Here is a 25,215-nt window from a genome sequence, read left to right on the forward strand (position 1 = left end):
TCTCCTTCCTGTCACGTCCGCACAAGCCTCGCGGGCTAAGCGGGGCTGGTGACGCCTCATCGGGAGAGTAACGTGGCATTGGCAACCTGGTCGATCATCGGCCTTCTGGTCATTCTCATCGCCTATTACGCAACGCGCATGGCAAATGAGCGCGAGGAGGCGGACCGGCATGATCCGAGCATGGCGATCCTCGAATTCGGCCGCGCCTATCCGACGGAAGCCATTCGCAACCTGCATGAGACGGAAGACGGATCAGCGATCTTCGTGCGCTTGCACGATAACAAGGCGGGCATCATGCGCAACCGCCATTCCCATTACGCCTGCCATCTGATCGAGCCCGGACGCGTGCGGGTGACGCCGATGGATAATGATCGCGGTCTCACCATTCAGTTTCTCGATGCGCCGGCGCATGACGACAGTTTTGTCTTTTCGACCGCAGCAGAAGCGGCCGAGGTCTCGCTCTGGCTTCTCGGCAATTACGTGGCGCCGGAATTGCAGCAGCTGGAAAGCAGCGTCTGAGGCGGGTTGTTTAACCCGCCATCCGTAGCCGCGCCAAGGCTCAGACCGAAGCGTCTTCCTCTTCGATAGCTATAGCTTCCACGACAGGCACCGGCTTGCCGAGCCAGGCAGCGCAATCTGCAAGCGCCCGGCGCGCCATCAGCTGGCGTTTCATGATCGTCTTGTCCTTGCCGCGAAAGCGCTTCAGGCCTTCCGGTCGTACGATGGAGCCGGGGGCAAGATCGGGAAACAGGCCGAAATTGATGTTCATCGGCTGGAAGGAGCGTTTTCCGGGCTCGTCCTCGGAGACGATATGGCCACCGGTGATGTGATTGAGCAGGGCCCCCAGTGCCGTGGTGGCAGGCGGTGCGGAAATCGTTTCGCCCTTGCGCTCGGCGCTGGCAAAGCGGCCTGCCAGAAGCCCGATGGCAGCACTTTCTACATAACCCTCGCAGCCGGTAATCTGGCCGGCAAAACGCAAGCCTGGTCGACTCTTTAACGTCAGGCTCTGGTCGAGCAGTGTCGGGGAATGGATGTAGGTGTTGCGATGCAGGCCGCCGAGGCGGGCGAATTCGGCATTCTGCAGGCCGGGGATCATGCGAAAAATCTCCGCCTGCGCGCCGTATTTCAGCTTCGTCTGGAAGCCGACCATGTTGTAGAGCGTGCCGAGCGCATTGTCCTGGCGCAGCTGCACCACGGCATAGGCCTTCACCGTCGGGTTATGCGCGTTGGTGAGGCCCATCGGCTTCATGGGGCCGTGACGCAGCGTTTCGCGGCCACGCTCGGCCATGACTTCAATCGGCAGGCAGCCATCGAAATACGGCGTGCCTTCCCATTCCTTGAAACCAACCGTGTCGCCGGCAATGAGGGCGTCAACGAAGGCATCGTACTGCTCGCGGTCTAGCGGGCAGTTGATGTAGTCCTTGCCGTTGCCAACGGGGCCGACCTTGTCATAGCGCGACTGGTACCAGCAGATATCCATGTCGATCGAATCGCGGTGAACGATCGGTGCGATGGCATCGAAGAAGGCGAGCGCATCCTTGCCGGTCTGGTTCTGGATGCCTGCCGCCAGTGCCGGCGAGGTGAGCGGGCCGGTGGCAATGACCGTCAGATCCCAGTCGGCGGGCGGCAGGCCCTGCACTTCCTCGCGCACCACCGTGATCAGCGGATGGCCGGAAATCGCAGCCGTCACCGCATCGGAAAAACCGTCGCGGTCGACGGCCAGCGCGCCACCGGCCGGAACCTGGTGGCGGTCGGCGCAGGCCATGATCAGCGAGCCGGCAAGCCGCATTTCCGCATGGATGACGCCAACGGCATTGGCCGTCGCATCGTCCGAGCGGAACGAGTTGGAGCAGACGAGTTCGGCAAGGCCGTCACCCTTATGGGCATCGGTGCCGCGCACGCCGCGCATTTCGTGCAGGATGACGGGCACACCGGCTTCAGCGATCTGCCAGGCGGCTTCCGAGCCTGCAAGGCCGCCGCCGATGACGTGAATGGGGGAAAAGGAGGTCGTGTTCATGGCCGGCTCATTATCACGAGCCGGCCCGCCGTCCAACTGCAAAGGCAATGCATCGATTGCCTGAACACCACGATCAGGCAACGGGCGTGCAAAGCTCGATCAGCAACCCGTCCGGGCAGCGCAGATAGGAGACCACCTGTCCCCAGGGCTTTTCCGCGGGCGGTGAAAGTTCCTGCGCGCCGCAGGCCAGCGCCCGTGCATGAGCGGCCTCGACATCGTCAGTCACCAGCGCGATTTCCATGCCAAGCGGCTTTGGCGAGGCATGCGCCGAGACATGGCCGCCGGGAAAATTGCTGTCGCCGAGTGCATCGGCGGCAAAGGCGATGGTGGTTTCACCGCTGTGCAACTCGCCATAGGTGCCGCTGCCATGCAGGAAGCGCGTGGCAAACCCGAAGGCTTCGCTGAAAAAGGCCAGCGATTTTGCAACATCCGGGACATAGATGATCGTGTAGCCAAATCTCATGTCAGGGTCTCTTGATCGAGGGTTCTTGCAGCATCAGGTCCCGGCCGGGGGCGCCATGTCGCGTGCCAGCGCATTGTCCAGATCGTTGGCGCGGCTCCAGGCCGGGCGCGTAACGACACGGGCGGCATAGTCTGCGAAAGCCGGGCGACGGTCGATCGTGCCGAATTGCAGGCCCCAGCTGATCTGCGAGCCGAGATAGACATCGGCAGCGGTGAAGCGGTCGCCGGTTATATAGGGCGTGCGCGACAGAAGCGCTTCCAGAGTGTCCATCACCGTCTCATAGGTGTCGTAGCCCACCATGCGCCGCTTGTCGGCGGGAACTTCGATGCCGAGATTGCGATTGGTCACGGCGGCCTCGACCGGGCCGGCGGCAAAGAACATCCAGCGGTAATAGGCGCCGCGCTCTTCTGCGGTTTGAGGCACAAGCCCGGCCTGCGGAAAGGCGTCGGCGAGATAGGCGATGATCCCCGCGCATTCGGTCACTACAGTCTTGCCATGCGTCAGCGCCGGCACCTTGCCCATCGGATTGATGGCGCGGAACTGGTCCCCCTTCATCTCGGCGCCGTAGCCGACCACCTCGACGCGATAGGGCTCGCCGGTTTCCTCCAGCATCCAGCGCGCAATGCGTCCGCGTGACATCGGGTTGGTATACAGCACGAGTTCCATGGATGTTTTCCTCCGAAATGTTCTCTTTATGTTCCAGTGTAGCGCGATGATATCTGCGTGACAAGAACAGGGCTGGCAAAAAGAAACCCGGCACAAGGCCGGGTTTCAGAGTGTCTTGAAATCGAGATGGCTCAGGCGGCCATGGCGGCGCGCAGGTTTTCGTCCACCTTGTCGAGGAAGGCGGTGGTCGACAGCCAGGGCTGGTCGGGGCCGATGAGAAGGGCAAGGTCCTTCGTCATGTAGCCGGATTCAACCGTGTCGATGCAGACCTTTTCGAGCGTCGCGGCAAAGGTTGCCAGTTCCGCGTTGTCGTCCAGCTTGGCGCGATGGGCAAGGCCACGCGTCCAGGCAAAGATGGAGGCGATCGAGTTGGTCGAGGTTTCCTGGCCCTTCTGGTGCTGGCGGTAGTGGCGCGTCACAGTGCCATGCGCTGCTTCGGCTTCCACCGTGCGGCCATCGGGAGACAGGAGAACCGAGGTCATCAGGCCGAGCGAACCAAAGCCTTGAGCAACCGTATCCGACTGCACGTCGCCGTCGTAGTTCTTGCAGGCCCAGACGTAACCGCCGGACCACTTGAGCGCCGAGGCGACCATGTCGTCGATCAGGCGATGTTCGTAGACGATGCCGATTTCCTCGAACTTCGCCTTGAATTCGGCCTGGTAGACTTCTTCGAAGATATCCTTGAAGCGGCCGTCATAGGCCTTCAGGATGGTGTTCTTCGTCGACAGGTAAACCGGCCACTTGCGCATCAGGCCGTACATCATCGATGCCCGGGCAAATTCGCGGATCGATTCGTCAAGGTTGTACATGGCCATGGCAACGCCAGCGCCCGGTGCGTTGTAGACTTCCTTTTCGATGACTTCGCCATCTTCACCAACGAACTTGATCGTCAGCTTGCCCTTGCCGGGGAACTTGAAATCGGTTGCCTTGTACTGGTCGCCAAACGCGTGACGGCCGACAACGATTGGCTTCGTCCAGCCGGGAACGAGGCGCGGCACGTTCTTGCAGATGATCGGCTCGCGGAAGATGACGCCGCCCAGAATGTTGCGGATGGTGCCGTTCGGGCTCTTCCACATTTCCTTGAGGTTGAATTCCTTGACGCGCTGTTCGTCAGGGGTAATCGTGGCGCACTTGATGCCGACGCCGTGCTTCTTGATGGCGTGGGCTGCATCGACCGTCACCTGGTCGTTGGTGGCATCGCGGTTTTCCACCGAGAGGTCATAATATTCGATATCGAGATCAAGGTAGGGCAGGATCAGCTTTTCTTTGATGAACTGCCAGATGATGCGGGTCATTTCATCGCCGTCGAGATCGACGACCGGGTTGGCAACCTTGATCTTGTTCATGTATCAGCCTCTTCGATGTACGGGACTAAAGCCCCTGATAGGATGGAATGAAGTCCCGTGCGCTATAGCATTGCCGCAGCCGAACGCAAAGCCGTGGTGGAACAAATGCCATTGCCAAATCAACCCGTCCGGATAATCTCCGGGCACCTCCAGCCAGGGACATGACGCACATGCGGACCGCACCGCTCGCCCTTCTTATTCTCGCTCTTTCAAGCCCAGTCCGGGCTGCCGATGTCACCGATCCGGTGCGCAAGGTGATGGATATCACCGAGACCAACTGGAAGAGCGTTGATACCGGGTGGAAGTTCATCTTCGATGCGGATCCGCTGTCGAAACTGTTCAGCAAGCGGTTCCAGGCAGCCTACAAGGAGGCCTCAAAGCATCCGGCCTACGACACGGAAAACAATGAGCCGGGTGACCCCTTCGGCTATGACGTGGTGACCAATTCGCAGGACGGTTGTCCGCTCGAAGAGGTATCCATCGTCCCGGCTCCGGCCAAGGACGGCATGACGGAAGTCAAGGTGCGCTTCAAGCAGTGGACCTGCATCGACGAGGCGGATATCAAGAACTCGGTGAGCGAGGTCGATTTCGATGTCGTAACGGAAGGCGGAAAGCCCGTCATCGATGATATCCACCGGGTCGCCGAGAACGAGCGTGATTCGGTGCTTGCCGAAATGCAGAGCCTGGCCAAGGGGCAGCAATAGGCTTTTCCCGGCCCCTTTTGCCGCGCTGGCAAGATCATAAAAAACGCAAGGTCGCGGGGTTCGGTCACATCCCCTTCCGCAAGACATGGCACAACAGACGATATGGCATCGAGAATTTCCCTGATCGACTGGCTCTATTCGATCGATCCGGCCCTGTCGCGCGCCCGGATGGGCGGCCGAGTGACGCTCGGCATCGGGCTTTCGGTGGCAGCCCTCGTCGCCATCCATCGTTTTGCGCTTCCCTTGCCGCCGATTGCCTTCGGCCTTGCCATCATCCTCTCCATCGAAGGTGGCGTTGCGGTGCGCGACCGCACGCCCCGCGGCCAGCTGGTAACGCGGCTTCTCGGCGGGCTTGCAAGCCTTGGCAGCATTGCGCTGGCCAGTTCGCTGGAGGATCACCGCTACCTCTCGGATTTCGCCTTCCTGGCGATCGTGTTTGTGGCAAGCCTTGCCCGGGTTTATGGCCCGCGCGGTTTTGCCATCGGCATGTTCGCCTTCACCTCCTATTTCCTCAGTGCCTATCTGCGGCCGGGGCTGGACGAGCTGCCGCTGGCAGCGCTTGCGCTGCTGGTGGCTGTGCTGGTCGGCCACGGCGTGCGCACCCTGCTTTTGCCGGACAATCGCGGCCGCGACCTTTTGCAGGCGATGATTGCCATGCAGGGGCGCGTTAACGATATCCTGGTGCGGCTGGCGCTTCTGGCGCGGGCGCAGGTGACGCTCGACGAGGACCGCACCGAGCTGATGGAACTGCAGGAGCGGCTGAAGGAAGTATCCCTGATGGCCGAGGCGCTGTTGCCGCGCACCGGCGAAGGCACGCTGGACGAGGCGGACCAGAACGTCATGGACATTGCCATGGCGATTTTCGACCTGCATCTGGCAACCGAAAGTGCGGTGGTTCTGAGCGTCTATAATTCGGCCCCCTTCGGTCTTGTCCATGCGGTGCTGGAAGGCAAGGAAGAGGCGGTGGCGGAATGGGCGGGGATCGTGGATGACACGCCCGACCGGCACCTGAGCGAAACCATTTCCATCTTCGAACTGTTGCACCGGGTGCGGGTGCGTTTTGCGGCCCTCATTGCCGAAGGTTCCCGCGACCAGTTCCGGTCGCTGTCGCCGACGCGCGAAGGCCGGGTGCGCCAGCCCCGCGATTTTTCGCTGAAGAACCCGCTGGTGCGTGCCGCGCTCCAGATCACGATTGCCTCCGGCATTGCCATGGTGTTCGGCCTGATGCTGTCGCGCGAGCGCTGGTTCTGGGCGGTTCTGACGGCCTTCCTTGTTTTTACCAACACCAAATCGCGCGGCGATACGGCAGTCCGGGCGCTACAGAGATCGACGGGAACATTGGCTGGCATCGGCGTCGGGCTCGCTCTCGCCTCGCTGCTGCAGGGCGATCTCACGGGCAGCATTATCGCCGCCGGCATCGGCATCTTCCTGGCCTTTTATGCCTTGCAGGCCTCCTATGCCGTGATGACCTTTTTCCTGTCGATCGTCATCTGCGTGATCTATGGCCTGATCGGCACGCTCACCCATCAGCTTCTGCTGTTGCGCGTCGAGGAAACGCTGATCGGGGCGGTGGCCGGCACAGCCGTTGCCTTCGTGGTGTTTCCCTCGCGCACCCGCGAAACGCTGGAGCTTGCACTGGCCCGCTGGTACGACATTCTGGGCGATCTCCTGACGGCGGCTCGCAATGACGCGCCGGGCCCGGAACTGATCGAGCGCTCGCGCCGGCTGGACATCGCTTATGCCGATCTGGCCCAAGCTGCCCGCCCGCTCGGAGCCGCCTGGTCCATCGTCACAAAGCCCGGGCATGTGCGCCAGACGCTGGCGGTGTTTCTGGCCTGCACCTACTGGGCGCGCATGTTTGCCCGTGGCCAGACGCTGCCGGAATTTGCCATGCCCGAACGCGACCGCGCCGTGATCGACGAGTTGATCGCCAATCTGCCGGCGGCGCGCGAGGTGAGGGCAAAGCCGTTCTACGAGGGCTTCAAGGCGCGCCGGCAGGTTCTCGATCATTTGCCGAGCCTCAGTCGGGGCGCAAAGCAGGGGCTCGACATGATCGGCATCACGCTGTCGCGCCTGTCCAGTTGAAGGCGGGTCCGAAGGCTTAAGGCTTGCAGTTGTCGGCCCCGGGCGATATTGCGCCCGCAAGACTAGATGATCGGACAGGACGACCATGGCAGGCACCAATAGCGAACGCATTCTTCTTGCCGAAGGCCCGGCGGTCATTCTCGTCGAGCCGCAACTGGGCGAGAATATCGGCATGGTGGCGCGCGCCATGGCCAATTTCGGGCTGGCGGAACTGCGGCTCGTCAACCCGCGCGATGGCTGGCCGAGCGAAAAGGCGCAAGCCGCCGCCGCCAAGGCCGACCATGTGATCGCCGGCACCACGGTTTTTGCAACGCTGGAAGAGGCCGTCGCCGACCTTAATTTCGTGTATGCCACGACGGCGCGCAACCGTGATGGTTTCAAGCCCGTGCGCGCGCCCGTCACGGCTGCCGCAACATTGCGCGCCCGGTTTGGCGCCGGCGAAAAGACCGGCATCCTGTTCGGGCGCGAACGCTGGGGCCTGACGAACGAGGAAGTGGCACTGTCCGACGAGATCGTGACCTTCCCGGTCAATCCCGCCTTTGCCTCGCTCAACATCGCCCAGGCCGTGCTGTTGATGTCCTATGAATGGATGAAGAGCGGCATGGAGGATGTGGAAGCGACACCTTTCCAACAGGTAGACCAGAAGCCCGCCACCAAATCGCAGCTGCTCGGCATGATCGAGCAGGTGGAAGAGGCGCTCGACGCGCGCAATTATTTCCATCCGCTCACGAAAAAACCAAAAATGATCGACAATCTCCGGGCTGTGCTGTCGCGGCCGGGATTTACCGAGCCGGAGATCAGTCTTCTGCGCGGCGCGTTTACCTCGCTCGACCGGTTCACGCGGCGCTGGGCCAAGGGCAAGGGGCCGCAATCGGCTGAGGGGCCAGATGACGGGAATGACAGTGCATCCGAGTGAGGTGACGGCGCTTGAAAAGCCCGCGCGGGCAAAACCCGTGCTGGTGTTTGATTCCGGCATTGGTGGCCTGACGGTGCTGCGCGAAGCGCGCGTGCTGATGCCGGAGCGCGGTTTCATCTATGTCGCTGACGATGCGGGTTTTCCCTATGGCGGCTGGGAGGAGGGCGCGCTTCAGGCGCGAATTCTTTCCCTGTTTGCCGATCTTCTTAAAACCTATGAGCCGGAAATCTGCGTGATTGCCTGCAATACGGCCTTCACGCTTGCCGGTGCAGCGCTCAGAAATGCCTTTCCGCAGATGACATTCGTCGGCACGGTCCCGGCCATCAAGCCCGCTGCCGAGCGCACCCGCTCCGGCCTCGTTTCGGTGCTGGCGACCCCCGGCACGGTCAAGCGCGCCTATACCCGCGATCTCATCCAGTCCTTTGCCAGCCAGTGCCATGTGCGGCTGGTGGGGTCTGAAAACCTCGCACGCATGGCGGAAGCCTATATTCGCGGCGAAAACCTTGAGGATGCGGCCGTCAGGGCGGAGATCGCGCCGTGTTTCGTGGAGAAGGACGGCGCCCGCACCGATATCGTCGTGCTCGCCTGCACACATTACCCATTCATGGCTAATCTGTTTCGCCGTCTGGCGCCCTGGCCGGTGGACTGGCTGGACCCGGCCGAGGCGATTGCCCGCCAGGCCCGGCGCCTCGTGCCGGCCGTTGACGGGGCCGAGCATTCGGAGGAGGGTGATTTTGCCGTCTTCACCTCAGGCAAGCCGGATTTTTCCACCCGCCGCCTGATGCAGGGTTTTGGATTGAGGGTTTCCTGAAGCGCAAGGGGTGTTTGTTGCGTTTGCGCAACAAATGTGAGCAAATCTCTGCAATTCTCAATTGCGCTCTTGCCTGGCTTTTTGAGCCGTGGCATTTTGCCGCCATCCGCAATTTCAAACTCAGGGAGGCGACCAATGGATACCATTTCAACGTTTATGCGCCTCTCTCGCGGTGTGTCCGTAACGTTGTGCCCGCGTCTCGCGGGACTGCACCTACATTACGGCATTCAGGCCTAATAAGGCCTTTAATCCTAGCCGCTTGGCGTTTTCTCCAACCTGCGTGACGTGACCTGCCGACTTCAGGAATCCGTGTGATTCCCCGTCTGCAGCGCCCGCGTCTTTTCAAACCTCGAAAGGACCTGGCGGCCGCATGGCGCCGGGGCGGAACCTCTATGTCTACTAAACAATCACTGGTTGAACAAAGCCTGTCATCGAAAGTCGATGATCTCCTGTCGCATGTCGGCGTGTGGCGTCTCCTCGGCGCCGTTGTGCTCGTGGTCTGGAAGAGACGCGAACGGGTCAACAGCACGCGCCATCTCTCCAACCGCATGCGCCGCGATATGGGCCTTCCCGAAGAGCGGGAACGGTTGCCGCTGCCGCGCCATCCCCTGTGGATGGTCAAGTGGTAAAGGGAAAGGACACTCCGGCAGTCACCTGCCGGGGTGTCCTGCCCATCCATCCGGAGGCAGTATCGTGATCGCCCTTCGACCACTGACCCTTGCCGACATGGCCGACGCAGCCCGTGTGCATCGAACATCCTTCGATGCACAACTGCCAAAACTTTCCGGCCTTCACACGCCGGCGGAAGACCGCGCCTATTGGCGCGATCATCTGTTTGCCACCTGTCATGTCTGGGGTGCAGAGGAGGCGGGTCGCCTTGTCGGCGTCATTGCCTATCGGGCCGGCTCCGTCGAGCAGCTTTATGTGCTGCCCGAGGCGCAGGGGCGGGGCATTGGTCAGACGCTTCTCGAAAAGGCAAAGGCCGAGCATGACCTGCTCGACCTCTGGACCTTTCAGCAAAACACCCGCGCCCGCCGGTTTTATGAAAAACACGGCTTTATCGCCATCGAGCAGACCGATGGGCGCGACAACGAGGAGCGGGCGCCGGATATGCGCTACCGCTTTCAGCGCTTTTAGGATGGCGGTCTTCAGGCCGGGTTGGCGGCCACGTGATAGACCCGCAACCGGTGACCATCGGGATCTTCGGCGGTGAACGTGTGGCCGAAATCCACCGTCTCCGGCGGCTGCAGGATCGTGACACCCTTGGCGCGCCAGTCGGCATGAACCGCTTCGACTTCGGCATCGCCTTCGCAGGTAAAGACGATTTCCGAGGCTCCCGTCTGTCCGGATGTTTTCGGGGAAACGCAGTCGGCCTTCCAGAGGCCAAGCCGGAAGCCGCCCGGCAGCACGAACATGGCAAAGATCGGCGAATGCTCGACGGCCGCAAGCCCGAACAGGCGTTGATAGAATGCAGCACTTGCCGACAGATCTGCAGCATAAAGCAGGACGAAATTGGCGGGTTTCATGAGTGTCTCCTTCGTTTGACGAGGGAGGATCTATCGCGAGCTGCTGACAGAAACTGGCAGGAGTGTTTGACCTTCGTGGCAAGACCTGACTGATTTCAGGGGATGGCCTGCGACGCCCGCCACTCCTTCAGCAGCACCGGCTTGCGGCGCGGATACCTTTGTCCTGTTTCTCCAAGGCTGATGATGCGATCCGCGCGAAAATGGCGAAAGTCTCGGCGCGTTTCGCACCAGGCAATCATCACCCGCACATGATCGAAAAAGCCGAGCGCGAATGGCCAGACGATTCTTTGCGTGAGAGCGCCGGCCTGGTCCTCGTAGGTGATGGCAAGCGTGTGTTCCCGGCGGATCGCCAGCCGGATCTGGGTCAGGGCCTCCATGCCCGTGCCGGGTTGTTGCGCCGGCCCGACCAGAAGGTGGTGATCGTCCAGCCGGTCGCTGAGATCGTGCGGCAGAACGGTAGCGATCTTGGCAAGTGCGTTGTCGGCCGCCTTTCCAAGCGCGCCGCCGGTTCGTTTCGAGACCCAGCGGACCCCCAGCACCAGCGCCTCCAGTTCATCCTGCGAAAACATCAGCGGCGGCAACAGGAAGCCGGGCTTCAGCACATAGCCCATGCCCGGTTCGCCCAAAATATCGGCGCCCTGTCCGCGAAGCGTGGCGATGTCGCGGTAGAGCGTGCGGATGGAAATGCCCAGCTCTTCGGAAAGCACGTCACCGCTCACCGGATGCCGGTGCCGGCGCAGGATCTGTAAGAGATCGAGCAGCCTGTCTGTTCGCGCCATCGATCTGCCTGCCCCCTGAGTGTCTTGAAGAATGAGTGTATTGAAAAACGGTTGTCATGAAAAATCTGCTGCCATTTTACGGCAGGAGTGTGCGAGCGCCAAGGGGCGCGCACTGTGGCCGATGTCAGTGAAGGGCAGGGGCTTGCACTTTTGTTGCCGCGATGGCTTGCTGCTGTTTCATCGAGAGGGAAAAGACGATGTCGATTGAAACCTGGCTTGCCTTCGTGGCCGCATCCGCGGTGCTTCTGGCCATTCCCGGCCCGACAATCCTGCTGGTGATTTCCTACGCGCTGTCGCATGGCCGCAAGGTGGCCATGGCAACGGTTGCCGGCGTGGCGCTTGGGGATTTCACCGCCATGACCGCATCGATGCTGGGCCTGGGCGCACTTCTCGCCACCTCGTCGTTTCTTTTTACCGGGCTCAAATGGATCGGTGCGGCCTATTTGATCTATCTCGGCATCAAGCTGTGGCGGGCGCCGGTTTCGGAACGGCTGGCGGCTGCCGAGACGGAGGAGGCGGACGAAAAGCCGCTGAAGATTTTCCTGCACACCTATGTGGTGACGGCGCTCAACCCGAAAAGCATTGTGTTTTTCGTCGCCTTCCTGCCGCAGTTCCTGAAACTCGACCAGCCGCTCTTTTTCCAGATGCTGGTGTTCGAGACGACCTTTCTGGTTCTCGCCAGCCTCAATGCTGCCCTCTACGGTCTCCTCGCGTCGATGGCGCGCGACACGATCCGCAAGCCGAAAGTGCAGCGCATCGTCAACCGCACCGGCGGTTCGCTGATGATCGGGGCAGGGCTGCTGACGTTCGGCTTCAGGCGCGCGGCCTGATTGCGCACCCTTCAATTGCCTGTTGATGGGGACGTCTTTCAGCGCGCCGACTCGGTGAATATTTGCTAAAGCCCTTTTTGATGAGCGGGACGCCCCGCAGATAAGATGAGGTCGGCAGTGCAGGTAGGCATCGATATGGGAACTCTGTCCGGCGGGCAGCCGGCCAAGCTCGATATCGAGGAGCTTCTGGCGACCCGTCTTCTGGTGCAGGGCAATTCCGGTTCCGGCAAGTCACATCTGCTGCGCCGGCTGCTGGAACAGTCCGCCCCCTGGGTGCAGCAGGTGATCATCGATCCCGAAGGCGATTTCGTCACGCTCGCCGACAAGTATGGCCATGTGGTTGTCGATGGCGAGCGCACGGAGGCCGAACTGCTCGGCATCGCCACCCGCATTCGCCAGCACCGCGTGTCCTGCGTGCTGACGCTTGAAGGCCTTGATATCGAAGACCAGATGCGCGCCGCTGCCGCCTTCCTCAACGGCCTTTTCGATGCCGACCGTGAGCATTGGTATCCGGTACTGGTGGTGGTGGACGAAGCGCAGATGTTTGCGCCCTCCGTTGGCGGCGATGTCTCCGAAGACGCCCGAAAAATGTCGCTTGCGGCAATGACCAACCTGATGTGTCGCGGGCGAAAGCGCGGGCTTGCCGGTGTGATTGCCACGCAGCGTCTGGCAAAGCTTGCCAAGAACGTCGCCGCCGAAGCCTCCAACTTCCTGATGGGCCGCACCTTTCTCGATATCGACATGGCGCGCGCGGCTGACCTTTTGGGCATGGATCGCCGGCAGGCGGAAATGTTTCGCGACCTGAAGCGCGGCAATTTTGTAGCACTCGGGCCTGCTCTGTCGCGCCGGCCGCTGCCGATCGTCATCGGCGACGTGGAAACCTCGGCGCGTTCCTCTTCGCCAAAACTGATGCCGCTGCCGGATAGTGTCGCTGATGTCGAAGACCTGATCTTCACGCCCGACCCGGAAGAATTTACCCGTCCCATCGTGCGTCGTGCCGCACCCGCACCCCGCCCGACGACCGATATTCTGGCCGAACTCTCCCGCTCGACGCCGGCGGCAAGCCCGGTAGCGCCCGATCCCGGCCGTCCCGCGCAGCCGGAACTGTCTGCCGACGAGCGTGAAGAGCGGATGGCCGCGGTTTTGTCCGAGATCATCGAGGATCCGCAGGCTGCCTATCGCACGGACGCGGTGCTCTATCAGGAGTTTCTGGTGCGTGCCCGCATGCGCCGCCTGCCGGGACCGCCGATGCCGATGGGCGAGTTTCGCCGCCGCGTGGCGATTTCGCGCGCAGGCGTGGATGAAGATACCGCCCAAAGCCCAGGTTGGCAGACGGCACTTGATCTCTCGGCCCGCGTGTCTGACGATCTGCAGGGCGTGTTCCTGATGATGGCGAAGGCGGCACTGCTGGGCGAGCCTTGCCCGTCTGACATGCGCATCGCCAAAGCCTATGGCACCCACTCTGCACGGCGCGCGCGCCGGCTGCTCGGTTATTTCGAGGAGCAGGGCCTAGTCGTCGTGCATTCGGATTTTTCCGGCAAACGCATCGTCGCCTTCCCGGATCTCGACGTGCAGACGGCGCCCGGCATGGCCGATGCGACGGATGATGAGCCGGTTAAGCGGGACCGATTCGCCGCCGAATAATTTTTGGTGGAAACGGGCAGCCCGTTGGCTGCCCAGCGGTCCTCAGGCCGCCTGCTCTTCCCAGACATTGACCAGTTCCACAATCGTCTTCACCGACGTCTCCATATCCTGAACGCTCACCCATTCGAGCGGGGAATGATAGGCGTGGCCGCCGGTAAAGATGTTGGGGCAGGGCAGGCCCATGAAGGAAAGGCGCGAACCATCGGTTCCGCCACGGATGCTGTGGATTTTTGGCTCCAGCCCGACGCGGCGCGTGGCTGCGATGAGGTTGTCCATGATCTCAGGATGCTGGTCGAGCACGCGCTTCATGTTGCGATACTGCTCCTTGACCGAAAACGTGTAGGTGGAGCCGGGATAGGCGGCCATCACCTCTTCAGTAATGGCCTTTAGAAGCTCTTCCTTTTCGACGAGGCCTTCATCCTCGAAATCGCGGATGATGAAGGAAAGTTTGGCGCCTTCCATCGAGCCCGAGATGCCGACGGGGTGAATAAAGCCCTGCTTGCCCTCGGTGGTTTCCGGCGCCTGATCCTGAGGCAAGCGGGCGACGATGGCGCTCGCAATCTTGATGGCGTTTTCCATCTTTCCCTTCGCGGTGCCCGGATGCATGGCGACGCCTGAAATTGTGATGGTCGCGCCGTCGGCGGAAAATGTCTCGTTCTCGATCTCGCCGATGGTCGAGCCATCGAGCGTGTAGGCAAAGCGCGCACCGAGTTTTTCGAGGTCCACCTTGTCGGCACCGCGGCCGATCTCCTCATCTGTGGTGAAGAGGAGTTTGACCGCGCCATGTTTTATCTGCGGGTTGGCGAGAAGAAACTGCGCGGCCGTCATGATCTCGGCAATGCCGGCCTTGTCGTCGGCGCCGAGCAGCGTCGTGCCATCGGTGGTGACGATGTCATGGCCGATCTGTGCCTGAAGTTCCGGATGCTCGGAAACGCGGATCACCTGCGTGGTATCACCGACAAGGCGGATATCGCCGCCCTGGTAGTTTTTCACGATCTGCGGCTTCACGCCGGTGCCGGAAAAATCCGGTGCCGTATCCATGTGCGAGCAGAAGCAGATGACGGGTACTTGCCTGTCAGTATTGGCGGGGACGGTCGCATAGACATTGCCGTGCTCGTCCAGATGCGCGTCCTCAAGGCCAAGCAGCTTCAGTTCCTGCTCAAGGATGCGGCCGAGGTTCTTCTGCTTTTCCGTCGAAGGCTGCGTGGTTGATGTCGCGTCCGACTGGGTGTCGATGACGACATACCGCAGGAAACGATCAAGAACGGTATCGGTGGGAAGAGACATGGGCGGCATCCTGTTTTGGCATGGGAGCGAGCCCAATCTATAGACCGCATCCGCCTTGGCGTGAACGTCTTGCCGTGAACGCCGGGCAACAAAAAACCGCGCCGGGGTAACCGGCGCGGCTTGAAGAGGTCTGGGCAGTGTTAGTTGTCGGCCTTGACCTTGCCGTCCTCGATCGTGGCAGGCGTGTTGCGGGTCGCCCAGAGCGAGCCGAAGATGCCGGCGGCAAGGATGGCGATCGTGACACTCAGCGACACCAGCGGCGGGATCTTGGCAAGGCCCAGCATGTCCGCGAGGAAGATCTTCGAGCCGATGAAGATCAGGACGACCGACAGCGCATATTTCAGGTAGGCGAAGCGGTGGATAAGGGCAGCCAGCGCAAAGTAGAGGGCACGCAGGCCAAGGATCGCGAAAATGTTGGACGTGTAGACGATGAACGGGTCCGTGGTGATGGCAAAGATTGCCGGGATCGAATCAACCGCGAAGACAAGGTCGGCGAATTCGATGAGAATCAGCGCCAGCATCAGCGGAGTAAGGTAGGTCTTCAGCTTGCCGGTCTTGTCGTCCGTCTGACGCACGAAGAACTTTTCACCATGCAGGCGGTCGGTGATCGGCAGGCGCTTGCGCAGCACTTTCAGGATCGGGTTTGCCTCGACATCATAAGGCTCGCTGCTGGAAAACAGCATCTTGATGCCGGTGATGATGAGGAAGGCCGCGAAGAGATAAAGCACCCAACCATAGTTTTCGACGACGGCCGCACCGGCCGCAATCATGATGCCGCGCAGAACGATGACGCCGAGGATACCCCAGAGCAGGACACGGTGCTGGTATTCACGCGGGATAGAGAAATAACCAAAGATCATCGCGATGACGAAGATATTGTCCATCGCAAGGCTTTTCTCGATGACGAAGCCGGTCAAATATTCAAGGCCGGTCTGCTGGCCGAACTGAACCCAGACGAAGCCGCCGAAGAGGACGCCGAGCGTCATGTAGAAGCCGGAGAGCAGAAGGCTCTCCTTGATGCCGATCTCCTTGCTCTTCTTGTGAAGAACGCCAAGATCCAGTGCAAGCAGAGCAATCACGATGAAAAGGAAGGTGAGCCACATCCAGACGGCGGCCCCCTGGAAATCAACCCAGAGAAAATCCATGACATTTATCCATGCCGGATCAAGTTGATTGATGAAGCACCGACATCACGGGTCGATCCGGCAGTACACGTCAGAGGGGCCCGGTGCTGGGCAAGATCTGGGGATGGCAAAATTGTGGTTCAAGAGGACTGGAACAAATTTTTTCCGTCATTCGTTGCCATCATGCCGTCATGTGCATGGTGCCAAGCCGCAGGCATCGCCTGTCCCCACCCGCATCGGCCGCGGATGTTGACAATCTCATGACTTGCCCCTAAAGACCGCGCCAGCACTGGATAGCAATGTCCGGTGTTTCAACGACATGTCCCGTGGTTGTCTCCGGACGCTCCGTGAGAAACCTGTCAGAGGTGGCCTTGAAAGAGGCGCTTCTTAGGAGGGCGTGTTTCCTGAAGGCTGGCCCCTCAAGGTCCGGCCTGTCAAACTGTGAAAGGAAATGCGATGAGCAAGCGCGCTGCATCCAAGTACAAAATCGATCGCCGCATGGGCGAAAATATCTGGGGTCGTCCGAAGTCCCCGGTTAACCGTCGCGAATACGGCCCCGGCCAGCACGGCCAGCGCCGCAAGGGCAAGCTTTCCGACTTTGGCGTGCAGCTGCGCGCCAAGCAGAAGCTGAAGGGCTACTACGGCGATATCCGCGAGAAGCAGTTCCGCGCCACCTATGACGAAGCCAACCGCCGCAAGGGCGATACCGGCGAAAACCTGATCGGCCTGCTCGAGTCGCGTCTGGACGCCATCGTCTATCGCGCCAAGTTCGTGCCGACGGTGTTTGCTGCCCGCCAGTTCGTCAACCACGGCCACGTCACGGTCAACGGCGTTCGCGTCAACATCGGTTCGTACCGCTGCAAGGCTGGCGACGTGATCGAAGTGCGTCAGAAGTCCAAGCAGCTCGTTACGGTTCTCGAAGCCGTTTCGCTCGCTGAACGCGACGTTCCCGATTACATCGATGCCGACCACAACAAGATGGTCGCCACCTTCGTTCGTGTCCCCACGCTGTCGGACGTTCCTTACGCCGTCATCATGGAACCGAACCTGGTCGTCGAATTCTATTCGCGCTAATCATTTCGGAAAGCCGGCGCCTGTCGCCGGCTTTTCTCTTCAAAAGAGCCGTCTCGTTCTGCGAGGCGGTTTTTTTATGCCGATCCGGCGGGCAAGACATGAAAAAAGCCCCGCTGCCTCGTGGAGGCGGCGGGGCCTGATCGGGTCAGGTAGATTTCGTCAGGCGCTCTTGGCCGGTGCCGGGACGTCGGCTGGGGTTGCCGGATCGAGCGACTGGGACGTGGCAACCGGGGCCTCTTTCGGCCCTTCGCCCATGCGGTTCCAGGCGTCGAGGCCAGCGATCTTGTAGGCTTCGGCAAGCGTTGGATAGTTGAAGGTGTTTTCGACGAAATATTCGACCGTGCCTTTGAGGTTCAGCACGGCCTGGCCGATATGCACCAGTTCGGTCGCGCCTTCGCCAACGATGTGGACACCGAGAAGCCGGCGCGTCTTCAGCGAGAAGATCATTTTCAGGAGGCCTGAATCGAGGCCCATGATGTGGCCGCGCGACGTCTCGCGGAAATGGGCGATGCCGGCCTCATAGGGAATGCCGCGCTGGATCACTTCTTCTTCGGTGAGGCCGCAGGTGGAGATTTCCGGCACGGCATAGATGCCGTAGGGGAAATATTGCGGCGGCTCGTTGGCCTCCGCGCCCACCGCGTGACGGGCAGCTATGCGGCCCTGTTCCATCGAGGTGGAGGCAAGGCTTGGGAAACCCACCACGTCGCCGGCGGCATAGATATGCGGCACGGCGGTCTGGAACGTATCCGGGTCTACTTTCAGGCGACCGCGGCTGTCGGCCTCAAGCCCGCAGGCGGAAAGGTTGAGCGTGCTGGTGGCGCCGACGCGGCCGGCGGCAAACAACACCATTTCGGCCTGAAGCACGCGGCCGCTTTTCAAAGTCACGCGGCATTTGCCTTTCGGGTCCTCGCGCTCGACCTTTTCCACCGTCTGGCCAAAAATCAGCTTCATGTTGCGGTCGCGCAGCTGGTAGGCAAAGTCCTCGACGATTTCCTTGTCGATGAAATCGAGCATCGAATCGCGCGGCTCGACCACGGTGACCTGCGTATCGAGCGTGCTGAAGATGGTGGCGTATTCTATGCCGATGACGCCGGCGCCGACCACGACCAGAGAACGCGGTACGGACTTGATCTCAAGCAGTTCATCGCTGTCGATCACCGCATCGCCATCAAACGGAATGTGCGAGGGGCGATAGGGTTTTGTGCCAACGGCAAGCAGCACGGAGGCCGATGTCAGACGCAGTACTTCGCCATCGACCTTTTCCACCTCGATCGTGTGCGGATCGACAAACTGAGCGCGGCCGCGCATCTGCTGCACGCGGTTACGGGCAAACTGGTGTTCCAGCACCTCCACCTCATGGTCGAGCGTGATGAGCAGGCGGCGGCGCAGGTCTTCAGCGCTGATTTCCTGCTTGACCCGGTAAGAGCGGCCGTAAAAGCCGCGTTCGCGCCAGCCGGTGAGATTGAGCGCCGTTTCGCGCAGCGTCTTGGACGGGATCGTGCCGGTGTGGACGGAGACGCCACCCACCCGTCGGCCTTGTTCAATGACGAGAACCTTTTTTTCGAGCTTGGCGGCCTGGATCGCCGCGCGGCGTCCGGCAGGACCGCTGCCGATAACGATGAGATCGTATTGATACATGGGGTGCCTCGTCTTCAGGTGAGATGCTTATTGCAGCGCAACAAATGATTTCGGTCAAATGATAACGTCGATATCTGACCAATTTCTCTTCAGGCCGCGACGTTCCCAAAAAATATTGTGAGCAGATGCACAACATTTAAGCAAATAAAAACATGCTCAGATTTTGGCTTGACTTGTCGGTGTTTTTTGCCTGAAGATGAACCAATAGCAAATTGGTTCACACAATGGTACCGACCCAGCCCCCCCTCGACAATGCCAATTATGCGCTGGAAAAACTGCGCGCCCTGCTCGGCGACGGCGATTTCGGCGCGGATGGCAAGCTGCCAACTGAGCGCGCTTTGTCCGAGCTTCTCGGCATTGGCCGCCGTGCGGTGCGCCAGGCCCTGGAAGTGCTGGAGGCGGAAGGGGCTGTCTGGCGGCGGCAGGGTTCCGGGACCTTTGTCGGCCAGCGGCCGGAGGCTCTCGCCAGCGATGTCGGGGCAATCGTTGCCGGCACCGATTTCATGGAGATCATGGAGGTGCGCCTGCGCATCGAGCCGCAGCTGGCACAGCTTGCCGCTCTCCGCGCCAAGCCATCCGAATTGGTTCGCATGCGCGAACTGGCGCGAAAAATCACCGAGAGCGACGATGCGGATGCGCGCGAGCTGTGGGATGGCGCGCTGCACCGGCAGATCGCCCAGAGCGCCCGCAACCAGCTGTTCCTGACGATTTTCGACGTGATCAATCACGTGCGCCAGAACGAGGCCTGGCAGAACATTCGCGAACGCGCCCGCACCGATGGCGGCAACACCATCGCCTATGCCCAGCACGCCGGCATTATCGATGCGATTGCAGCCCGTGATCCGGCAGGTGCCGGCGAAGCCATGCGCCAGCATCTTTTGATGCTGCAGGAGCGGCTGATCCGCGCCACCTCGCTTGATGTCATCGAACCCGCGGCCGCCCTCGGCGAGGTGGAGGTTGCGTCCTGAAAAAGGCCCGGGCGGTTTGCCCGGTATTGGGAAAGCCGGCGGAGGCAAGCCGGCACCCATGAATGCATGAATCCAGACCCAAAAAATCAGAGGAGAATGACCATGTCCCGTTTTCTGCGCCTTACCACGGCGCTTGCCTTCACCGCGCTGACAGCGCTGCCGGCGGCCGCCGTCGAGTTGAAGATCGGCCTGCAGGATGATGCCGACGTGCTGGATCCCGCGCAGTCGCGCACCTTTGTCGGCCGCATCGTCTATACCGCAATGTGCGACAAGCTGGTGGACGTGTCGCCGGACCTGAAGATCGTGCCGCAGCTCGCAACCGAATGGGCCTGGTCGGAAGGCGGCAAGGTTCTGACCATGAAGCTGCGCGACGGCGTGAAATTCCACGACGAGACCCCGATGGATGCCGCAGCCGTCGTTGCCACCATCGAGCGCAACCTGACGCTGCCGGAATCGCGCCGCAAGAGCGAGCTTTCGTCGGTCGAAAAGGTCGAGGCATCAGGCCCGCTCGAGGTCAAGTTCACGCTGAAGAAGCCTGACGTGACGCTTCTCGCCCAGCTCTCCGACCGAGCCGGCATGATCGTCTCGCCGACGGCTGCCAAGGAACTCGGCGCCAATTTCGGCTCCAAGCCGGTCTGCGCCGGCCCGTTCAAGTTTGTCGAGCGCGTGCAGCAGGACCGCATCGTCTTGGAAAAGTTCGCCGACTACTGGAACAAGGACAATGTCTTTATCGACAAGGTCACCTACCTGCCGATCCCGGATTCGACCGTGCGCCTTGCCAACCTGCAATCGGGTGACCTCGATTTCATGGAACGCGTAGCACCCACAGATGCGGCCGCCATCAAGTCCGACAGCAAGCTGACCTATACCGACGTCGTCAACATCGGCTACATGGCGCTTTACGCCAACATTGCCAACGGCCCGCGCGCCGACAACCCGTTCGGCAAGGACAAGCGCCTGCGCCAGGCCTTTTCGCTGGCCATCGACCGCGATGCGCTGAACCAGATCGTTTATGAAGGCACAGCCGTTGGCGGCAACCAGCCGTTCCCGCCGAACAGCCCGTGGTTCAACAAGGCCATTCCGGTGCCGGCGCGTGATGTGGATAAGGCAAAGGCGCTCATCAAGGAAGCCGGTTTCGACCGCGTGCCCGTGGAGATGCAGATCCCCAACAACCCGGTTGCCCAGCAGATGATGCAGGTGGTGCAGTCGATGGTGGCGGAAGCCGGTTTCGACGTGCAGCTGAAATCCACCGAATTTGCGACGCTTCTCGATGAGCAGACCCGCGGCAATTACCAGCTGTCGCGCTCCGACTGGTCGGGCCGGGTCGATCCCGATGGCAATATCCACCAGTTCATCACCTGCAAGGGCGGTATCAACGATACCAAATATTGCAACCCGAAGGTGGACGAGCTGCTGAACGAGGCGCGCGCCTCCACCGATGAAGCCGTGCGCAAGGAAAAGTATGATGCGGCCAGCGTCATCCTCAACGACGACATGCCGATCATCTATCTCGGCCACCAGTCGTGGATCTGGGCGATGAAAAAGTCTGTCACCGGCTTCACTGCCTCGCCGGATGGCATGATCCGCCTCGTCGGCATGAAGAAGGGCTGATCGCCCTGACTTAGAAGACAAGAGGGAGGTCGAACGACCTTCCGGGCGTCGCGGAGTTCAGCCTGCGGCGCCCTCCATCCCACCCTGTCCCCGTGAAGGATGGCCTTGATGCCTGTCTATATAGGAAAACGTCTGCTCGTCGCGATCCCGACTTTGCTGATCATCTCCATCTTCGTGTTTTCGCTGCAGAAGCTTCTGCCCGGCGATCCCATCCTTGCGATGGCCGGCGAGGAGCGCGATCCCGCTGTACTGGAACTGCTGCGCGAAAAATATCGCCTGAACGACCCGATCCCCGTGCAATATATCCACTGGATCGGCGGCGTTCTGCAGGGTGATCTCGGCATTTCGCTGCGCACCAACCAGCCGGTGACGGAACTGATTGCGCAGAAACTGCCGGTCACCATCCAGCTTGCGATCATGTCGATGATCTTTGCCTTTGTGATCGGCGTGCCCATGGGCATTCTGGCGGCGGTGAAGAAGAACACGGTGCTGGATTACGTCGCGAGCCTTGTTGCGCTGTCGGGTCTGTCGGTGCCGAATTTCTGGCTCGGCATCATGCTGATCCTTCTCGTTTCGGTAAACCTCGGCTGGCTGCCGGCGTCGGGCTTCGAATCGATCTTTGTCGATCCGGTGCGCTCGCTGCAGACGATGATCATGCCGTCCTTCGTGCTGGGCACCGCACTTGCCGCAACCCTGATGCGCCATACGCGCTCGGCCATGCTCGGCGTTCTCTCGGCCGATTATATCCGCACGGCACGCGCCAAGGGCTTGTCGCCGCGTGAAGTCATTCTTAGCCACAGCTTTCGCAACGCGCTGCTGCCTGTGATCACGCTGACGGCGCTGTTGTTTGGCGAACTGCTGGCAGGGGCCGTGCTGACCGAGCAGATCTTTACCATTCCAGGTTTTGGCAAGCTGATCGTCGATGCCGTGTTCAACCGCGATTACGCGGTGGTGCAGGGCGTTGTGATGTGTACCGCCGTCGGCTTCATCCTGATGAACCTCATTGCCGATATTCTATACGTTCTCCTCAATCCGCGTCTGAGGGCAAGCCTATGACCATGATCGAACAGGCGCCGCTTTCAGGCAAACGCGAGGAAAGCCGGGCGTGGAAAAAGCTGAAATCCAGCCGCAGCGCGCTGGCCGGCCTCCTCATCATCCTGTTTTTCGTGATCCTTGCTGCTGCTGCCCCCATCCTGCCCATCCCGGATCCGGTGGCAACGAGCTGGTCGGCCATCCGCAAGGCGCCTTCTGCCGCCCATTGGCTCGGCACCGACGATCTCGGCCGCGACATTCTTTCGCGCATGATCTGGGGCGCGCAGGCCTCGCTGATGGCGGGCGTGTTTTCCGTGGCGATTGCCGTCGGCATTGGCGTACCCTTCGGTATTCTCGCTGGTTATTTCGGCGGCTGGGTGGATCTCGTTATCTCCCGCATCACCGAAGCGCTGCTCGCCATGCCCTTCCTCATCATGGCGATTGCGCTTGCCGCTTTCCTGGGCCCGAGCCTCACCAATGCGATGATCGCCATCGGCCTTTCGGCCATGCCGATCTTCGTGCGGCTGACGCGCGGTCAGGTGCTGTCGGTGAAGCAGGAGGAATATGTCGAGGGCGCCCGCTCGGTCGGCCTCGGGCATATGGATATCATGGTGCGCTACATCCTGCCGAACGTGACGGCACCGATCATCGTGCAGGCAACGCTGACCATCGCGACGGCGATCATCGCCGAAGCGAGCCTCTCCTTCCTTGGCCTTGGCCAGCAGCCGCCGGCCGCCAGCTGGGGCTCCATGCTGAACGTGGCGAAGAACTTTCTCTCCCAGGCACCGTGGATGGCCATGTGGCCGGGTGCCGCGATCTTCCTCGTGGTGATCGGCTTCAACCTTCTGGGCGATGGTCTGCGCGATGCGCTGGACCCGCGCGAACACTGAGTGCAAAGGCAAACGACATGACTGATTTTACCACTCGGCCCGAAATCCTCGGCACGTTCGGTGTCGTCACCTCCACCCACTGGATCGCCTCTGCCGTCGGCATGAGCATTCTGGAAAAGGGCGGCAACGCGTTTGATGCAGCCGTTGCCACCGGCTTCGTGCTGCAGATCGTCGAGCCGCATCTCTGTGGCCCCGGCGGTGACATGCCCGCGATCATCTATTCGAAAAAGACCGACAAGGTGGAGGTGATCTGCGCGCAGGGACCGGCACCAGCTGGCGCCACCATCGAACATTACACCTCGGAAGGTCTGAAGCTGATCCCGGGTGACGGGCTTCTCTCCACCGTCATTCCCGGCGCCTTCGATGGCTGGATGCTGATGCTGCGCGATTACGGCACGATGTCCGTGCGCGAGGTGCTGGAGCCTGCCATTTATTATGCCGAGCACGGCCATCCGGTGCTGCCGCGCGTATCCGCCACCATCAAGGGGCTGGCGGATTTCTTCGCCAAGGAATGGCCGACCTCGCATGAGACCTGGCTTCCCGGCGGTTCTGCGCCTGAGCCACTTTCGAATTTCAGGAACCCGGTTCTTGCTGAGACGTGGAAGCGCATCATTGCCGAATCGGAAGCCAGATCCGGCCGCGAAGAGCAGGTCGAGGCCGCGCGCGATGCCTTCTATCGCGGCTTCGTCGCTGAACGCATAGACACCTACCTGAAGACGGCCGAAGTGATGGATGCGAGCGGCATCCGCCACAAGGGCGTGCTGACGGCAGACGACATGGCAAACTGGAGTGCCACCATCGAGGCGCCGCAGACGTTTGATTATCACGACTGGACGGTGGCCAAGACCCCGGCCTGGGGGCAGGGGCCGGTGCTTCTGCAGTCGCTTGCCCTGTTGAAAGGCTTTGATCTCGCGGCCATGGACCCGACCGGCCCGGATTTCGTCCACCATGTGGTGGAAGCGATGAAGCTCGCCTATGCCGACCGCGAGGTCTATTACGGCGACCCTGAATTCAGCCAGATCCCGACCGACACGCTTCTCTCGGACGGTTACAACAACGAGCGCCGCAAGCTGATGGGGGCGGAGGCCTCGATGGAACTGCGCCCGGGCACGGTGCCCGGCTACGAGCACCAGCGCGATGCGACCATGGCGATGCTGGCCGAATTTTCCGGCAAGGGTGCGGTCTATGAACCCACAATGTCGCATCTCACCGAAAAGAAGGGCGATACCGTCCATATCGATGTCATCGACCGCTGGGGCAACATGGTCTCGACCACGCCGTCGGGCGGCTGGCTGCAATCCTCGCCCATCGTGCCGGGGCTCGGTTTTGCGCTGAATTCCCGCGCCCAGATGTTCTGGCTGAAGGACGGTCTGCCGACCTCGCTTGCGCCGGGAAAACGCCCGCGCACGACGCTGACGCCCTCGCTTGCCCTCCATCAGGGGCGCCCGACGCTGGCGTTTGGCACGCCAGGCGGTGACCAGCAGGATCAGTGGCAGCTGCCATTCTTCCTGCGTTATGTCCATCACGGCAAGAACCTGCAGGCCTCCATCGATGCGCCGCTGTTCCACACCACGCATTTCCCCGGCTCGTTTTATCCGCGCACGTCCGAGCCCGGCCATATCATGGTGGAAGCAGGTTTTGGCGAAGCGACGATTGCCGACCTTCGCCGTCGCGGCCATCAGGTGACGGTTGCCGACAACTGGACGGTCGGACGCCTGACGGCCGCCCGCCGGGATGCGGACGGATTGCTGCGGGCCGCAGCCACGCCGCGCCTGATGCAAGCCTATGCCGTGGGACGCTGAGC

24 protein-coding genes are annotated in these 25,215 nt (G+C 61.2%); 15 read left to right on the forward strand and 9 right to left on the reverse strand.

Going from position 1 to position 25,215, the window contains the following annotated elements:
• Positions 1-72 precede the first annotated feature (72 nt).
• Positions 73-519, forward strand: coding sequence for a hypothetical protein (locus tag AC4CWH_RS04665; protein ID WP_491320589.1), 447 nt, complete (start codon positions 73-75; stop codon positions 517-519).
• A 40-nt stretch (positions 520-559) separates the two neighbouring features.
• Here the strand turns inward: AC4CWH_RS04665 and trmFO are convergent, their stop codons facing one another.
• The 4 genes from trmFO to AC4CWH_RS04685 form a co-directional block, all read right to left on the reverse strand.
• A complete protein-coding gene (gene trmFO / locus AC4CWH_RS04670; protein WP_491320590.1) occupies positions 560-2,017 on the reverse strand; it encodes a methylenetetrahydrofolate--tRNA-(uracil(54)-C(5))-methyltransferase (FADH(2)-oxidizing) TrmFO in 1,458 nt (485 codons plus the stop codon).
• A gap of 73 nt (positions 2,018-2,090) precedes the next feature.
• Positions 2,091-2,480: a VOC family protein gene (locus AC4CWH_RS04675; protein ID WP_491320591.1), complete on the reverse strand. Its 390-nt coding sequence runs from the start codon at positions 2,478-2,480 to the stop codon at positions 2,091-2,093.
• Between the two features lie 33 nt (positions 2,481-2,513).
• Positions 2,514-3,146 (reverse strand): glutathione S-transferase family protein, encoded by a 633-nt coding sequence (locus tag AC4CWH_RS04680; protein ID WP_491320592.1) that lies wholly within the window; start codon positions 3,144-3,146, stop codon positions 2,514-2,516.
• 131 nt (positions 3,147-3,277) lie between these two features.
• A complete protein-coding gene (locus AC4CWH_RS04685) occupies positions 3,278-4,492 on the reverse strand; it encodes an NADP-dependent isocitrate dehydrogenase (RefSeq protein ID WP_491320593.1) in 1,215 nt (404 codons plus the stop codon).
• Positions 4,493-4,662: 170 nt separating this feature from the next.
• Here AC4CWH_RS04685 and AC4CWH_RS04690 point away from each other — a divergent pair, with 170 nt between their 5' ends.
• From AC4CWH_RS04690 to AC4CWH_RS04715, 6 genes are all read left to right on the forward strand, one after another.
• Positions 4,663-5,196, forward strand: a complete 534-nt coding sequence (locus AC4CWH_RS04690) for a hypothetical protein (protein WP_491320594.1) — start codon at positions 4,663-4,665, stop codon at positions 5,194-5,196.
• A 102-nt stretch (positions 5,197-5,298) separates the two neighbouring features.
• Positions 5,299-7,281, forward strand: coding sequence for an FUSC family protein (locus tag AC4CWH_RS04695; protein ID WP_491320595.1), 1,983 nt, complete (start codon positions 5,299-5,301; stop codon positions 7,279-7,281).
• Between the two features lie 85 nt (positions 7,282-7,366).
• Positions 7,367-8,197, forward strand: coding sequence for an RNA methyltransferase (locus AC4CWH_RS04700; RefSeq protein WP_491320596.1), 831 nt, complete (start codon positions 7,367-7,369; stop codon positions 8,195-8,197).
• Positions 8,178-9,008: a glutamate racemase gene (murI, locus tag AC4CWH_RS04705; RefSeq protein WP_491321354.1), complete on the forward strand. Its 831-nt coding sequence runs from the start codon at positions 8,178-8,180 to the stop codon at positions 9,006-9,008. The genes AC4CWH_RS04700 and murI overlap by 20 nt, the downstream gene beginning before the upstream one ends.
• 392 nt (positions 9,009-9,400) lie before the next feature.
• Positions 9,401-9,637, forward strand: coding sequence for a DUF1127 domain-containing protein (locus AC4CWH_RS04710; protein ID WP_491320597.1), 237 nt, complete (start codon positions 9,401-9,403; stop codon positions 9,635-9,637).
• 64 nt (positions 9,638-9,701) lie between these two features.
• Positions 9,702-10,145 carry a GNAT family N-acetyltransferase gene (locus tag AC4CWH_RS04715; protein ID WP_491320598.1) on the forward strand — a complete coding sequence of 148 codons (444 nt, stop codon included), beginning with the start codon at positions 9,702-9,704 and terminating at the stop codon, positions 10,143-10,145.
• Between the two features lie 11 nt (positions 10,146-10,156).
• Here AC4CWH_RS04715 and AC4CWH_RS04720 read toward each other — a convergent pair whose 3' ends face one another.
• Both AC4CWH_RS04720 and AC4CWH_RS04725 read right to left on the reverse strand, forming a co-directional pair.
• Positions 10,157-10,534: a VOC family protein gene (locus AC4CWH_RS04720; protein WP_491320599.1), complete on the reverse strand. Its 378-nt coding sequence runs from the start codon at positions 10,532-10,534 to the stop codon at positions 10,157-10,159.
• A gap of 95 nt (positions 10,535-10,629) precedes the next feature.
• Positions 10,630-11,313 carry a helix-turn-helix transcriptional regulator gene (locus tag AC4CWH_RS04725; protein ID WP_491320600.1) on the reverse strand — a complete coding sequence of 228 codons (684 nt, stop codon included), beginning with the start codon at positions 11,311-11,313 and terminating at the stop codon, positions 10,630-10,632.
• A gap of 197 nt (positions 11,314-11,510) precedes the next feature.
• On the opposite strand from AC4CWH_RS04725, the gene AC4CWH_RS04730 reads away from it, so the two are divergent.
• Positions 11,511-12,143 (forward strand): LysE family translocator, encoded by a 633-nt coding sequence (locus tag AC4CWH_RS04730; protein WP_491320601.1) that lies wholly within the window; start codon positions 11,511-11,513, stop codon positions 12,141-12,143.
• A gap of 117 nt (positions 12,144-12,260) precedes the next feature.
• Positions 12,261-13,787: a helicase HerA domain-containing protein gene (locus AC4CWH_RS04735; protein WP_491320602.1), complete on the forward strand. Its 1,527-nt coding sequence runs from the start codon at positions 12,261-12,263 to the stop codon at positions 13,785-13,787.
• Positions 13,788-13,829: 42 nt separating this feature from the next.
• Here the strand turns inward: AC4CWH_RS04735 and pepT are convergent, their stop codons facing one another.
• Positions 13,830-15,074, reverse strand: a complete 1,245-nt coding sequence (pepT, locus tag AC4CWH_RS04740; protein WP_491320603.1) for a peptidase T — start codon at positions 15,072-15,074, stop codon at positions 13,830-13,832.
• Between the two features lie 140 nt (positions 15,075-15,214).
• Positions 15,215-16,219 carry a TerC family protein gene (locus AC4CWH_RS04745; RefSeq protein WP_491320604.1) on the reverse strand — a complete coding sequence of 335 codons (1,005 nt, stop codon included), beginning with the start codon at positions 16,217-16,219 and terminating at the stop codon, positions 15,215-15,217.
• Between the two features lie 435 nt (positions 16,220-16,654).
• Between AC4CWH_RS04745 and rpsD the strand changes: the two genes are divergently transcribed.
• The gene (rpsD, locus tag AC4CWH_RS04750) at positions 16,655-17,272 is read left to right on the forward strand and encodes a 30S ribosomal protein S4 (RefSeq protein WP_491284531.1); all 618 of its coding nucleotides are present in this window, start codon (positions 16,655-16,657) and stop codon (positions 17,270-17,272) included.
• 159 nt (positions 17,273-17,431) lie between these two features.
• Here rpsD and sthA read toward each other — a convergent pair whose 3' ends face one another.
• The gene (sthA, locus tag AC4CWH_RS04755; RefSeq protein WP_491320605.1) at positions 17,432-18,910 is read right to left on the reverse strand and encodes a Si-specific NAD(P)(+) transhydrogenase; all 1,479 of its coding nucleotides are present in this window, start codon (positions 18,908-18,910) and stop codon (positions 17,432-17,434) included.
• A 224-nt stretch (positions 18,911-19,134) separates the two neighbouring features.
• On the opposite strand from sthA, the gene AC4CWH_RS04760 reads away from it, so the two are divergent.
• The 5 genes from AC4CWH_RS04760 to AC4CWH_RS04780 all read left to right on the forward strand — a co-directional run bounded on the left by AC4CWH_RS04760 (position 19,135) and on the right by AC4CWH_RS04780 (position 25,213).
• Positions 19,135-19,878: a FadR/GntR family transcriptional regulator gene (locus AC4CWH_RS04760; protein WP_491320606.1), complete on the forward strand. Its 744-nt coding sequence runs from the start codon at positions 19,135-19,137 to the stop codon at positions 19,876-19,878.
• A gap of 102 nt (positions 19,879-19,980) precedes the next feature.
• The gene (locus tag AC4CWH_RS04765; protein WP_491320607.1) at positions 19,981-21,489 is read left to right on the forward strand and encodes an ABC transporter substrate-binding protein; all 1,509 of its coding nucleotides are present in this window, start codon (positions 19,981-19,983) and stop codon (positions 21,487-21,489) included.
• A gap of 108 nt (positions 21,490-21,597) precedes the next feature.
• Positions 21,598-22,545 (forward strand): ABC transporter permease, encoded by a 948-nt coding sequence (locus AC4CWH_RS04770; RefSeq protein WP_491320608.1) that lies wholly within the window; start codon positions 21,598-21,600, stop codon positions 22,543-22,545.
• Positions 22,542-23,411: an ABC transporter permease gene (locus tag AC4CWH_RS04775; protein ID WP_491320609.1), complete on the forward strand. Its 870-nt coding sequence runs from the start codon at positions 22,542-22,544 to the stop codon at positions 23,409-23,411. The genes AC4CWH_RS04770 and AC4CWH_RS04775 overlap by 4 nt, the downstream gene beginning before the upstream one ends.
• Positions 23,412-23,428: 17 nt before the next feature.
• Complete coding sequence (locus AC4CWH_RS04780; RefSeq protein ID WP_491320610.1) at positions 23,429-25,213, forward strand: gamma-glutamyltransferase family protein; 1,785 nt, start codon at positions 23,429-23,431, stop codon at positions 25,211-25,213.
• Positions 25,214-25,215 lie beyond the last annotated feature (2 nt).

The organism is Neorhizobium sp. PAMB6716 (genome assembly GCF_058242805.1).